General features: G+C 68.4%; 13 protein-coding genes. 3 read left to right on the top strand and 10 right to left on the bottom strand.

The window, feature by feature from the left end:
• Positions 1-66: 66 nt before the first annotated feature.
• Positions 67-1,158, top strand: coding sequence for a lipase family protein (locus ACM6LU_RS36000; protein WP_414942326.1), 1,092 nt, complete (start codon positions 67-69; stop codon positions 1,156-1,158).
• Positions 1,159-1,239: 81 nt separating this feature from the next.
• Here ACM6LU_RS36000 and ACM6LU_RS36005 read toward each other — a convergent pair whose 3' ends face one another.
• Genes ACM6LU_RS36005 through ACM6LU_RS36030 form a run of 6 tightly spaced genes read right to left on the bottom strand, consistent with a single transcriptional unit; the run spans position 1,240 to position 5,656 of the window.
• The gene (locus ACM6LU_RS36005) at positions 1,240-1,944 is read right to left on the bottom strand and encodes an urease accessory protein UreD (RefSeq protein WP_414942341.1); all 705 of its coding nucleotides are present in this window, start codon (positions 1,942-1,944) and stop codon (positions 1,240-1,242) included.
• Entirely contained in the window at positions 1,941-2,648 is a 708-nt protein-coding gene (ureG, locus tag ACM6LU_RS36010; protein ID WP_414942327.1) for an urease accessory protein UreG, read from the bottom strand. Before ureG ends, ACM6LU_RS36005 begins: the two co-directional genes overlap by 4 nt.
• Entirely contained in the window at positions 2,638-3,312 is a 675-nt protein-coding gene (locus ACM6LU_RS36015) for an urease accessory protein UreF (RefSeq protein WP_414942342.1), read from the bottom strand. Before ACM6LU_RS36015 ends, ureG begins: the two co-directional genes overlap by 11 nt.
• A 14-nt stretch (positions 3,313-3,326) precedes the next feature.
• Positions 3,327-5,048 (bottom strand): urease subunit alpha, encoded by a 1,722-nt coding sequence (locus tag ACM6LU_RS36020; RefSeq protein ID WP_414942328.1) that lies wholly within the window; start codon positions 5,046-5,048, stop codon positions 3,327-3,329.
• Entirely contained in the window at positions 5,048-5,341 is a 294-nt protein-coding gene (locus ACM6LU_RS36025; RefSeq protein WP_414942329.1) for an urease subunit beta, read from the bottom strand. Before ACM6LU_RS36025 ends, ACM6LU_RS36020 begins: the two co-directional genes overlap by 1 nt.
• Positions 5,342-5,353: 12 nt before the next feature.
• Entirely contained in the window at positions 5,354-5,656 is a 303-nt protein-coding gene (locus ACM6LU_RS36030; protein WP_414942330.1) for an urease subunit gamma, read from the bottom strand.
• 291 nt (positions 5,657-5,947) lie between these two features.
• On the opposite strand from ACM6LU_RS36030, the gene ACM6LU_RS36035 reads away from it, so the two are divergent.
• Positions 5,948-7,099, top strand: coding sequence for a citrate synthase 2 (locus ACM6LU_RS36035; RefSeq protein ID WP_414942331.1), 1,152 nt, complete (start codon positions 5,948-5,950; stop codon positions 7,097-7,099).
• Between the two features lie 51 nt (positions 7,100-7,150).
• On the opposite strand, the gene ACM6LU_RS36040 is transcribed toward ACM6LU_RS36035, so the two are convergent.
• Genes ACM6LU_RS36040 through ACM6LU_RS36050 form a run of 3 tightly spaced genes read right to left on the bottom strand, consistent with a single transcriptional unit; the run spans position 7,151 to position 10,995 of the window.
• Positions 7,151-7,741 carry a TetR/AcrR family transcriptional regulator gene (locus tag ACM6LU_RS36040; RefSeq protein WP_414942332.1) on the bottom strand — a complete coding sequence of 197 codons (591 nt, stop codon included), beginning with the start codon at positions 7,739-7,741 and terminating at the stop codon, positions 7,151-7,153.
• A gap of 23 nt (positions 7,742-7,764) precedes the next feature.
• The gene (locus ACM6LU_RS36045; protein WP_414942343.1) at positions 7,765-9,459 is read right to left on the bottom strand and encodes an SDR family oxidoreductase; all 1,695 of its coding nucleotides are present in this window, start codon (positions 9,457-9,459) and stop codon (positions 7,765-7,767) included.
• 36 nt (positions 9,460-9,495) lie between these two features.
• A complete protein-coding gene (locus tag ACM6LU_RS36050) occupies positions 9,496-10,995 on the bottom strand; it encodes an MFS transporter (protein WP_414942333.1) in 1,500 nt (499 codons plus the stop codon).
• Between the two features lie 81 nt (positions 10,996-11,076).
• Here ACM6LU_RS36050 and ACM6LU_RS36055 point away from each other — a divergent pair, with 81 nt between their 5' ends.
• A complete protein-coding gene (locus ACM6LU_RS36055; protein WP_414942334.1) occupies positions 11,077-11,673 on the top strand; it encodes a TetR/AcrR family transcriptional regulator in 597 nt (198 codons plus the stop codon).
• 46 nt (positions 11,674-11,719) lie between these two features.
• On the opposite strand, the gene ACM6LU_RS36060 is transcribed toward ACM6LU_RS36055, so the two are convergent.
• Positions 11,720-12,604 (bottom strand): endonuclease domain-containing protein, encoded by an 885-nt coding sequence (locus ACM6LU_RS36060; protein WP_414942335.1) that lies wholly within the window; start codon positions 12,602-12,604, stop codon positions 11,720-11,722.
• Positions 12,605-12,882 lie beyond the last annotated feature (278 nt).

Below are 12,882 nucleotides of genomic sequence, written 5' to 3' on the forward strand. Positions count from 1 at the left end.
GGATTGCCAGATGCTACCAACACCGCCTACATTGCGAAAATCTCAATTACCAAACTGGAGGCAACGGTGCTTCGGACAGTTCTGGTCTCAGCCCTCGCAGCCGCACTGATAGGCGCGCCCGCCGCGCAAGCCGCGCCGAGCGGGCCCGGCGATCTGGTCGACTACAAGCCGGTCATCGCCACCGCCCCGGCGAAGGCCTGGAAACTCACCTACCGCTCGACCTCGGCGACCGGACAGCCGAACACGGTGTCGGGCATCCTGCTGGTCCCGCCGACGCCCTGGACGAAGGGGCCGCGCCCGCTGGTCAGCTACGCCGTCGGCACCCACGGCCTCGGCGACCACTGCGCGCCGTCGACCCGGCTGACGAACGGGTCCGAGAACGAAGTCCTCCTGATGAGCCAAGCACTATCGCGCGGCTGGGCGGTCGTCGTGACCGACTACGAAGGCCTCGGCACGCCGGGCACGCACACCTACGCCGTCGGCCAGTCCGAAGGCCGGGCCGTGCTCGACGCCGCCCGCGCGGCGACCAAGGTGCCCGAAGCCGGGCTGTCCAAGACCGGTCCGGTGGGCGTCTTCGGTTACTCGCAAGGAGGTCAGGCCGCGGCGTTCGCCGGTGAACTGCAGCCGTCCTACGCACCCGACGTCAACCTGGTCGGGGTCGCGGAAGGCGGTGTCCCGGCGGATCTGAACGCGGTCCTGAAGTTCAACGACGGCGGCCCCGCGTTCGGCCTGGTGCTCGGCGCCGCTGTCGGCTACTCGACGGCTTACCCGGAACTGCCGTTCGACGACGTGCTCAACGCGCGGGGCGAGAAGACCGTCGCGAAGGTCAAGGAAGCGTGCACCGTCGGCCTCGGTGCGGCAGCGCCTTTCGCGCGGCTCAACGACTTCACCACCGTGCCGAACGTTTCGTCGGATCCGCGCTGGCAGGCCCGGCTCGGCGAGAACCTGGCGGGCAAGACCAAACCGGGCGCGCCGGTCTACCTGTACCACGCGTCGCTGGACGAACTGATCCCGCTGTCGGTCGGCAAGGGGCTGCGCGACCGCTACCGCGCACTCGGTGCCGACGTCACCTGGCAGGAATTCCCGCTGCTGGAACACATCGGCGGCGTCTCGGCGGGTGGCCCGGTCGCGATGACGTGGCTGGGCACCAAGTTCTAGCCTGGGGGCTGAAGGGGCCCTTCGCCGCATGCGACGCGACGAAGGGCCCCTTCGTCGCATTAGATGCGGGGAAAGTCCCCTTCAGCTCTCTTTGAACGGCTTGAGCGCGGTCACGGCATCGGGCGCCAGCGACGTCGTCAGTGTCCCACCGGCGGCCAACGACGTGCGGGACCACCACTCACCGGAGGCCTCGGGCGGTTCCGGGCCGCCGACGACCAGGTCGGTCGCCAGTACCCTGCGCCCGGCCAGATGCGCGAGACTGGAGTCCAAAGTGGGATCCCCGATCTCCAGCGTCTGCCGCAGCACCGGGACTTCGCCGCGCGTCACGTGTTGAGTGGTCACCAGCGAACCGGGCCGCTCACCCGCCCTGCCGAGAACGAGCACCTCTCGCGTGTGCAGGTAAGCGTCGGCCGCCAGAGACGCCTTGAACACCGCGCGGTGCCGGGCGCGGGCGGTCACCACGGTCGGTTCCGGCAGGTACTCCAGCGACCCGCCGCCGTCCACCTCGACGTCCACTTCGGACACACTTTCCTCGCCGTGCAAGCCGGGAAGCGCGACGGTCGCCGCGACTCCGGCGAGCCGCAGCGAAGCACCGGTGCCGACGCGGATGGTCAGCTTCAGCTCATCGCCACCCAGGGGCGACGTCGCCGAGCTGACCAGGTGCACGATCGCCGTCACACCGGTGCCCCGCTTGGGAAGGAGGGTGAGCGGCGCCATCGAACGCAGCTCACCCAGTACGGTCCGGCCGCCATCGAAGCGGGCGGTCAGCCGCGCGTGCGCCTTCACCCCGCTCGGGCCGGCAGCAGTGAACGGACCCACGCCGCGACATCCGGCGCGTTCGGAGTGTCCACAAGGGACTGCTTGATGACCGGCAGCTCACCCCGCATCCGGTGCGCGTCCGACGTCATCACGTCCATGTCCGCGCCGACCAGATGCGCGATGTCGATCTTGTTGATCACGAGCAGGTCGGCCGTGGTGACGCCAGGGCCGCCCTTGCGCGGCACCTTGTCGCCGCCCGCGACGTCGACCACGAAGACCTGACTGTCCGCGAGCCCCCGGCTGAACACCGCCGTGAGGTTGTCCCCGCCGCTTTCGATGATCACCAGGTCCAGCCCGGGAAATCGCTCTTCCAGCCGCTCGACGGCGTCGAGGTTCGCGGTGATGTCGTCGCGGATCGCGGTGTGCGGGCAGGCACCGGTCTGCACGGCCTCGATCCGCTCGGGGTCGAGCACCCCGGCCTTGCGCAGGAAGTCGGCGTCCTCGGTGGTGTAGATGTCGTTGGTGACGACGGCGAGGTTCACCTCGTCGCCGAGTGCCCGGCACAGCGCCGCGGTGAGCGCGGTCTTCCCGCTGCCCACCGGCCCGCCGATCCCGATCCGGTACGCGCGCCCGGCGGTCGGCGCCTGGTCGTAGTGATCGGGTTCGGCGGCGGTCGGGTCGAAGTTGACCGGATGGACGTGACCGTGTCCATGTCCGTGCTCAGCTGGCAAAGAGACGCACCTCTTCCTTGTGCTGCCGGGCGTGTGCCTCGGCGAACAGATCGAGCGCCGGGGATCCGGGCGCCGGGAGATCGGCCGGATCGTCGCCCGCGGCCTCGGCGGCCTTCAGGGAAACGTTCCGGACCTCGATGGAAAGCCTCGCCACGACGGCGTTGACGGCGAACGGGTCGAGCCCGAGCAGCCGCACCGCCGCGCTCGCCGGGCCGCTGATCGAGAGGTAGGCCACCGCCATCGCGGCGTCGAGAGGTACCCCGATCAGCGCACCGACGATCACCGGATGATGTGGTCGCGGAGTTTCCTTCAGCAGCTGGGAAAGCACCGGAGACGGCCACGCCGCCTTGCCCGCCCTCGCCGTCCCTCTCCCTTGCGCACGGGACGCCACCCGCTGCGCGAGCGACGGCGTCCTGGCGTCGAGTTCGAGGTCGAGCCGCCGCCAGTGTCCACTCTGGACGCTGCGGGCGGCCGCGTGCGCGGAAGCCGCGGCGAACACGGCGGCCAGCGAACCCGCGGTCCGCAAACGCCCGGAGAGGAAGCCCGGCAGGTCGCGTTCGCGGGTGATCAGCTTCCGGGCGACGGCCTCTTCGAGCCCGCCGGAATGGACGTGACCGCCGCCGGGGAACCGGGAGTCGGCCAGAATGAGCGCGGCGAGGTCCATCGGAACAGGATCCATCAGAACAAGAAGTACCTTTGCGCCATGGGCAGTTCCGTCACCGGCCGCGGTTCGATCAGCTCGCCGTCGACGTGCACGGCGAAACTGTCCGGCTCCACCCGGATGTCCGGGGTGGCGTCGTTGAGCACCATGTCGGCCTTTCCCCGGGATCGGGTGTCCGAGATCGGTACCAGTGCCCGCGAGATGCCGAACCGTTCGGCCACGTTGTTGTCGATCGCCGCCGGTGCCACGAAGTGGAAACCGCTCGCGGCGGCGATCGCCGGGGCCGCGCCGAACATCGGACGGGCCAGCACCGGCTGCGGCGTCGGGATGGACGCGTTCGCGTCGCCCATCGCCGCCCACGCGGGGAATCCGCCCTTGAGCACGACATGCGGCCGGACACCGAAGAACTTCGGCTCCCACAGCACGAGATCCGCGAGCTTCCCGATCTCCACCGAACCGATCTCGCGTTCCATTCCGTGCGCGATCGCGGGGTTGATCGTGTATTTGGCGACATAGCGACGAGCCCGCAGGTTATCGGCCGCGCCGTCGCCGGGCAGCGCGCCACGCCGTCGTTTCATCACGTGCGCGGTCTGCCAGGTGCGGATGATGACCTCGCCGATCCGGCCCATCGCCTGCGAATCCGAACTCATCATCGAGATCGCGCCGAGGTCGTGCAACACGTCCTCGGCCGCGATGGTCGTCGGCCGGATGCGGCTCTCGGCGAACGCCAGATCCTCGGGTACGGACGGGTTCAGATGGTGGCAGACGACGAGCATGTCGAGATGCTCGTCGAGGGTGTTCGCGGTGTGCGGACGCGTCGGATTCGTCGACGACGGCAGGATGTTGGGCAGCCCGGCGACCTTGATGATGTCCGGCGCGTGCCCGCCGCCCGCGCCTTCGGTGTGGTACGCGTTGATGGAACGACCACCGATAGCGTCCACAGTGGACTCCAAGAAGCCCGCCTCGTTCAGCGTGTCGGTGTGGATCGCCACCTGGACACCGGATTCGTCGGCGACGGTGAGACAGGCGTCGATCGCGGCCGGGGTACTGCCCCAGTCCTCGTGCAGTTTGAACCCGCCCGCGCCGGCGGCGAGCTGTTCGCGCAGCGCTTCGTGCCGGACGGTGTTCCCCTTGCCCAGCAACAAGACGTTGACCGGCTGGCCGTCCATCGCCTGCAGCATCCGGCCGAGGTTCCACGCGCCGGGCGTGACCGTGGTGGCCTTGCTGCCCTCGACCGGCCCCGTCCCACCGCCGACCAGCGTGGTGAGCCCGGACGCCAGCGCGGTATCGGTCAGCTGCGGGCAGATGAAGTGGACGTGGCAGTCGATCCCGCCCGCGGTGAGGATCTTCCCGTTCCCGGACAACACCTCCGTCGACGGGCCGATGACCAGCGCCGGGTCGACGCCGTCCATCGTGTCCGGGTTGCCGGCCTTGCCGATGCCGACGATCCGGCCGTCACGGACGCCGACGTCGGCTTTGACGATGCCCCAGTGGTCCAGGATCACCGCGCCGGTGATGATCAGGTCGGGCGCGCCTTCGGCCCTGGTCGCCATCCCCTGGCCCATGGATTCCCGGATCACCTTGCCACCGCCGAACAGCACCTCGTCCCCGCTGCCGGACGGCCCCATGCCGCGGTCCTCGGTGACCTCGATGAGCAGATCGGTGTCCGCGAGGCGGATCCGGTCGCCGGTCGTGGGACCGAAGAGTTCGGCGTAGCGCTCGCGGTCGATCGACGGCATCAGGACTCCGCGCGCAATCCGGGCACACGACGATTCCCGGCCAGCGGGACGAGGTCGACTTCCCGTTCGACGCCAGGTTCGAAGCGCACCGAAGTTCCCGCGGGCACGTCGAGACGATGCCCCCGCGCGGCTTCGCGATCGAATTCGAGCCCCGGATTGGCCGCCGCGAAATGGTAGTGCGAACCGACCTGGACGGGCCGGTCGCCGAGGTTCCGCACGAGCAGCCGCACCCGCGGCCTGCCGGGATTCAGTTCGACCGGTTCCACACCGGTGATGATCTCTCCTGGTCGCACTCGCGGCCCCTTCTAGACGATCGGGTCGTGCACGGTGACGAGCTTCGTGCCGTCCGGGAAAGTGGCCTCGGCCTGCACGGAATCGACCATTTCCGGCACCCCTTCCAGCACCTGTGCCCGGGAGAGCACCGAGCGCCCGCTGGAGACCAGTTCACTGACCGTCCGGCCGTCGCGGGCGCCTTCGAGCACGTGGTCGGTGATCAACGCCACCGCCTCCGGATAGTTCAAGCGGACCCCGCGTTCCAGCCGTTTGCGCGCCACGTCCGCCGCGACGTGGACGAGCAGTTTGTCCCGCTCCTGGGGGCTCAAGTGCATGCGAAAGGTCTATCACCGGAAACCGGCCGTCGCCTGTTCTCGAAACACAGGATTTACCTGGGCGCCGGTACACGCAAAGTGAACGTCGCCGTAACTCTTCGCTTACGGAGGCCGTTTTCACTGAATCGTTCTCGTAATCGTGACCGAAACCACCACATCTTCCGATTGCCCCTGGCCCCCGCGTGGAGCAAGGTTTGTCCATCCGTGCGATGAGGCGCGCCTTCGCTGCGTGTATCCCGTCCACGCGTGAAACACAAAGCCGGGGAATGCGCATCGAAAGGTTTCACCACAGTGAGTGCCTCCACGATCAGCACCAATCAGCCGTCGGAGAAGGTCGACGACGGTTTCCGACCGGGTCTCGAGGGCGTGGTCGCCTTCCGGACCGAAATCGCCGAACCCGACCGTGACGGTGGCGCGCTGCGTTATCGCGGTGTCGACATCGAGGATCTCGCCGGCAAGGTGACCTTCGGTGACGTCTGGGGCCTTCTCGTCGACAGCCGGTTCGGCCAGGGGCTACCGCCCGCGGAGCCGTTCCCGCTGCCGGTGCACACCGGCGACGTCCGGGTCGACGTCCAGGCCGCGCTGGCCATGCTCGCCCCGATCTGGGGTTACCGGCCGCTGCTCGACATCAGCGACGAGGAGGCCCGCGACCAGCTGGCCCGCGCGTCGGTGATGGCGCTTTCCTACGTCGCCCAGTCCGCCCGCGGCATCGGGCAGCCCGCCGTCCCGCAGACCCGGGTCGACGAGGCGAAGTCGATCACCGAGCGGTTCATGGTCCGCTGGCGCGGCGAGCCCGACCCGGCCCACGTCAAGGCCATCGACGCCTACTGGGTCTCGGCCGCCGAGCACGGTCTCAACGCGTCGACCTTCACCGCCCGCGTCATCGCCTCGACCGGCGCCGACGTCGCCGCGGCCCTGTCCGGCGCGATCGGCGCGATGTCCGGCCCGCTGCACGGCGGCGCGCCGGCGCGGGTGCTGCCGATGATCGAAGAGGTCGAGAAGACCGGCGACGCCGTCGGCCTGGTCAAGGGCATCCTGGACCGCAAGGAACGGATGATGGGCTTCGGGCACCGCGTGTACCGCGCGGAGGACCCGCGAGCGCGCGTGCTGCGCCGCACCTGTCAGGAGCTCGGCGCTTCGCGCTACGAGGCGGCCGCGGAGCTGGAGCAGGTCGCGCTGAAGGAGCTGCGCGAGCGGCGTCCGGATCACCCGATCGAGACCAACGTCGAGTTCTGGGCGGCCGTGATCCTGGACTTCGCCCAGGTGCCGCCGCATATGATGCCCGCGATGTTCAGCTCGGCGCGGACCGCCGGCTGGGCCGCGCACATCCTGGAGCAGAAGAAGACCGGCCGTCTCGTACGCCCCTCGGCCAAGTACGTCGGTCCCGAGCCGCGCCACCCGGAAGACGTCGAAGGCTGGGAGCTGGTCGCGAAGCAGGCCTGACATGCGCTATGAACGGTCCGTTACTTGCAAAATTTGCAAGTAACGGACCGTTCATAGCATCTGCGGGACCGAAGAATCGTGCGGCGCCGTCGCCGACAGCATCGCCGTCAGCTGATCGACCAGCCACCCGTCGAGCACCTCCCGCGGCAAAGCGCGTTCCTGCAGCCAGCTCAGCAGGGCACCCTCGACCACGGCGGTCCAGCAGCGCAAGGTCAGCAGGAGCATAGGCGAGGGCTCCGACAGTCCCAGCGCGTCGAGGATCAGCTCGACGGCGCGGTTGCGGACCTCGTCGATCGCCGCGTCCGTCTCCGAAGTCGCGATCACCGAACCGCTGCGCAGCAAGGCGACGTAACCCGCCCGGTAGTGGTCGGCGACATCGATCAGCCCGCGGACGGCGGCCCGCAGCCGCGTTTCGGGCGGGCCTTCCTCAAGCCCGGCGAGGCCGTCGATGAGCCCTTCCGTAACCGTCTTCAGTGCTTCGACCTGCAGTGCCCGCAGGCTCGGGAAGTAGCGATAGAACAGCGGCCGCGAGACCTCGGCGCGGGCGATGATGTCGTCGACCGTGACGAGTTCGGGCGCGCGCGAGCCGAACAGGTCCAGCGCGGCACGGATCAGGTCCTCGCGGCGCGCCTGGGGCGACATCCGGCGAGGTCGTCTGGCCGAGGTCACGGGGTGACGTCCAGTTTCGCCGCGGCACGCAGCAGGCCGGGAGCGAGCCGGGAGAGGACGAGCGCGGCCTTGGCCTCCGGCGTAGACGGCTGGATCGCCTTGTCCTTCTCGACCGCGCGCAGGATGTCGCGCGCGACCTTCTCCGGGCCGAAACCACGTTTCGCGTACAGCTTGCCGCTCGACTTCTGCCGCCGCTTCTGCTCGACGTCGTCGACACCCACGAACCGCGTGGTACTGGTGATGTTGGTGTTCACGATACCGGGGCAGATCGCGGTGACGCCGATGTTCTCGGCGGCGAGCTCCGCGCGCAGGCACACGCTCAACGTCAGCACGGCGGATTTCGTGGTGGCGTAGGCGGAAAGGATCTTCGACGGCAGATAGGCGGCGGCCGAGGCGACGTTGACGATCTGGCCGCCTTCGGCGCGATCCCGCATCTGCTCGGCGAAGACGCGGCAGCCGTGGATGACGCCCCACAGGTTCACGTCGATGAGGCGCTCCCAGTCCTTCACCGTCGTGTCAAGGAACGGGCCGGAGAGGCCGATGCCCGCGTTGTTCACGACGATGTCCGGGACCCCGAACTCTTCCTTGACCCGCAGGGCGAACTTCTCCACCGCTTCGGTGTCGGAGGAGTCCACTATGTACTCACCGACAGTGACACCCTTGTTCCGCAGGAGTTTCGCGGTGTCCACGGCGGCGGAACCGTTGATGTCGGTGATGACGAGGTCGGCGCCCTTGTCCGCGAACGCGAGCGCGGTCGCACGGCCGATCCCGCTGCCGGCGCCGGTGACCACGACGAGCTTGTCCGCGAAACCACCCGAGCGCCGGGCCCGCTTCAGCGCGCGGCTTTCCTCGCCACCTTCGACGTGGTCGATCAGCTCGGCGGTGGCATCGGCGATCACCCGCGGCTTTTCCCGGACGACCCAATGCGTGCCGACGATCCGGCGGACCCGGAGGTCCGGCGCCCAGCGCTCGATCTCGGTCTGCAACGGCGTGGTGACGAACTTGTCGCCAGTGGGCGCGAGCACCTGCACCGGGATCTCGGTCTTACGCGGCTGAGGCCGGGACAGGCGCGTGAACATGTTGGCACGGTAAAGATTGAGCCCGTAAAAACCGTCCGAAGTGGACGGTACGGCGGCGGCAGGGTCCATCCGGCCGATGAGCGCGCCCATCGCGCCGGTACGCCACAACAGCTGCGGTATCAGGGGGATCTGGAAGCCGAGGATGTACGTCGAGTGTGTTCCTTGGGCGAGCGCGTTCTTGAGCCGCTTCGGGTTCGGGCGGACCTGCGCGCGGAACCACGCTCCCGCGTGGTCGAGGCTCGGCCCGGAGATCGACGTGAACGACGCGAGCCGTCCGCGCAGCCTGTCCCCGGTGACGGAATGCCAGGTCTGGATGGAGCCCCAGTCGTGCGCGAGCAGGTGGACCTTGTCTTGCGGCTGGACTTCGTCGATGACCGCGGCGAGGTCGCTGGACAGCTGATCCAATCTGTAGGACGCGCGTCCCGAAGGCTTGTCCGAACGACCCGCGCCGCGGACGTCGTAGACGACGACCCGGTAGCGGGATTCCAGCAGGGTGGCGACGCCGTCCCACATGGACCCGTTGTCCGGATATCCGTGGACGAGCACCACCGTCGGCGCGTCGTCGGCACCGGTCACCCGGACCGAGAGGCGGACACCGTCGCTGGCCGTCACCCACGTATGAGACATGGTGTCATGTTAGACAAGATGTCAATAAGGCCGCTTCTTGAGTATCTCGCGGCCAGCCGTCCAGCCGGTGTCGATCACGAAGACGAAGGTCCAGATCCGGCCGAGGTTCACCAACCAGTGACCACTGGAATTCCAGAACCAGCCGGCGTCGTGCGGCCCACCGAACAGCGCCTCGACCGGCCAGCTGTATCCGGCCATCGCCAGCGCCGCCTGAGCGAGGACATAGACGGCGGCGCGGATCGCCCAGTTCCGGATCGGATTCGCGCGCTTGTTCGCATCGGCCTTCACCGGTTCGGGCTCTTGCGATGCCTCCTCGATCATGCGGAGAGCCGGTTCTTCCTTCTGTGACACCGTTTTCGCTGGTTCCACGGGAAACTCCGCAACTCCGACACGCCGTACGGCGCCACGGACCACGAACGATCCGAAGAGCAAAAGCGCCGTCGCACCGAAGCACGCGACGCGCCAGCCGGTGTCCGAGCCGTAGAGCAGGCCCGCCGAGAACGTCCCGATCGTCGCTCCGAGTAGCGCCGCGCTCTCGTAGATCCCCATCGCCCGGCCGAGGCTGAGCCCGGCCGCTTCGGCGACCACCGCCTGCTCGACCGGGATGGCCGCCGCGAACGCCGCCGCGGACAGGATCCACATGACCGCGAGCACGGGCGGGTCGGGCGCGAAGGACAAACCGGCGGCGAAGGCCGCGCTCGCCACCATCGCCAGAGCGAGCACCCGTGTCCGGCCGACCTTGCGGACGAAGCCGTGCAGGTAGTCCGGCAGGAAGCTGTACACGATGAACCCGGGGATGAACACGGCGGCGATCTCGCCGAGTTCCAGCCGGTGCCCGCGTTGAAGGTGCATCAGGAGCAGGAGCGCGACCCCGGCCTCGGCCATCGCGGTGAGCGCGACGAGGACGAGCATCGGCCGCATCCGCCTGCCCAGTCGCAGAAGCCGTGGCGCGCTTTCTTCACGCACCGGCGCGGATTCGGCGGTCATCAGCACCACCGCGGCCACCGCACAGGCCGCCGCACCCAGCCAGAACACGCCCCGGTAGTCGATCCAGGCGATCGCGGTCAGCGCGACCAGGAACGCGATCCACGTGCCGCCACCCTCGGCCGCGAACAGCTTGCTGAAGGCGCCGTCGTCCCGGCCGAGTCCCTCCCCCACGCGAGCCCGCAACGCGACCCAGAACAGCGCCCCTCCGGCACCTCCGAGAACCGCCGCGCCATTAGCGACACCGATGCCTGGCGCGACGGCGTAGGCCACAAAGGACAGTCCATACAGGACCGCTCCAGCGGCCGCGAGCCGCCCGCGGTCGAACCGGTCCGCGAGCGAGCCCGCGATCGGCCGGGCCACGAACGACACCAGTGTCTCCAGCGCGGTGAGCGCACCGACCTCGGCCGCGGAAGCGCCGAGCTGGCTCCCCACCCACAACGGCAGGAGGAAATCGAGGACCTCCGCCGGACCCCTGGCCAGCGCGGCGGCGAGCCGGTTCTCCTCCGCCCGCCTCTTTTGTGCGACTTCGTCCACCCCAGGACCCCCTTTTCGGATACGAATGTATTCCAAAGGCTCCAGCCGGGCAAGACGTCCACCGAAAAGTAGGATGCGGCCGTGCCGAAGATCGTGGACCGTGCCGAGCGCCGCCGGAACATCGCCGGCGCCCTCCTGCGCATCGTCGCGCGCGACGGCGTCGAGGCGGTGAGCGTGCGCTCTGTCGCCGTCGAGGCCGGAGTGTCCGCGGGCGCGGTGCAGAAGTACTTCTCCACCAAAGAAGAATTGTTCCGCTTCGCCCTCGATCTGACGAGCGAGTTCCTGGAACAGCGCTGGAACACCCTCGATCGGTCCGGGAATCTGCTGGACCTGCTGTCGCGGTTGCTGATCGAGGCGATGCCCCTCGACGAACAACGTCGCGCGGAGGTCATCATCGTCAACGCCTTCACCGCGCGCGCCGCCGTCCTGCCGTCGTGGGCCGAGTTCATCCGCACCGGCTACGACGAACTGCAAGAACTCTCGACGCAGTACCTCGAGAAGGCACAGTCCGAGGGACACGTCCGTGACGACCTCGCGGCCTCCGACCTGGCGGACGCCGTCCTCGCCCTGACGGACGGCTTCGCGAACCGGATGCTCACCTCCGCCGATCCGGCCGCCCTGCTCCCTTCCCTGAAAACCGCCATCCGCACCCTCCTCACACCCCCTCCCCGCAATTAGTCCTCTAGTTGCGGTAGTTGCGCGTGCAAGTACCGCAACTAGAGGACTAAACGCGGGCGGCGAGGGCCGTCCGTACCCGGTGGACCATCGCCCGCGGGTCGACGTAGAGCTCTTCCTTGGTGATGACGATGAACTTCCAGCCTTCCGCCTCGATGAGTGCGCGCCGCCGGGCGTCCAGGCGCGGTTGTTCGCCATCGAGGTGCCAAGCGCCGTCGTACTCGATGGCGAGTTTGGCCTCGCGGATCGCGAGATCCAGGCGGCCGAGGAACCGGCCATTTCGGTACACCTCCACCTGTGGCTCCGCCTCGATGTCATGGAGTCTCAGCCACACCCTGACCTCGGACTCCGGAATCGACTCCGCTCGCCCATCCGAGAGGGCGAACGCCTGGCGCGCCCGGACGATGCCGTGGTCATGCCGGTGTCGCAGGTACACCTCCAGCGCGTCGCGGTCGACGAATCCCTCGTGGAGCAGAACATCGAGGAAGCCGACCACACGCGGGAAGGAGCGATGGAGGCGAGTGTTGGTGAGGATGTCCATCGTCATGCGCAGCGGGGTGGCGATCCGGCCGTCACGCCAGGGCTCGAAATCCTCGCCGAGGAGCCTGGTGCGACGGAGGTGCGTTCCACTCAGACCGTGAAAGCCCTTCTCTTCGGGCACGACGAATTCGACAGGGTCATCCGCGAGCGCGAACGGGAACCCGCGCACCGTAGCGGCGGAGCAACCGGTCAGCACCGCGCCTTCAGGCGCGGCGAGGGCCGCGGCCTTGCACCGCAACCCGTGATCTTGGCGAATACCCGCCGGGGCGTAGACGTCCTGGAACAGGCGGTTGTACAGGCTTGAACGGAGCTGGGCACGGGTGAGGTCCCCTTCGCTGAGAGCGCGGCTACCGACGAAGGGGCCGGAGAACTCGCTGGTGGGATTTCTGGACACGCCTCGACGATGCCTCCTGTCCCCGCCGTCACCTCGGCTTCAAGATCATCTTCACCGCACTTGTCCACAACACCCCCCACCTGTGCATAACCCCCTCCCCTCCCCGCAATCAGTCCTCTAGTTGCGGTAGTTGCACGCGCAAGTACCGCAACTAGTGCTGTGTCCATGAACGTTGGCCGGGTTGGCGACACGCCGGTCGGCGTTCGTGGCGGGTGATCGTCGGGGCGTCAGTCTGGGTGGATGGCAAAACCAGTTCGGGCGCGTCGTTTGACCGATCA

The organism is Amycolatopsis sp. cmx-11-51, assembly GCF_047608665.1.
Taxonomy (GTDB): domain Bacteria; phylum Actinomycetota; class Actinomycetes; order Mycobacteriales; family Pseudonocardiaceae; genus Amycolatopsis.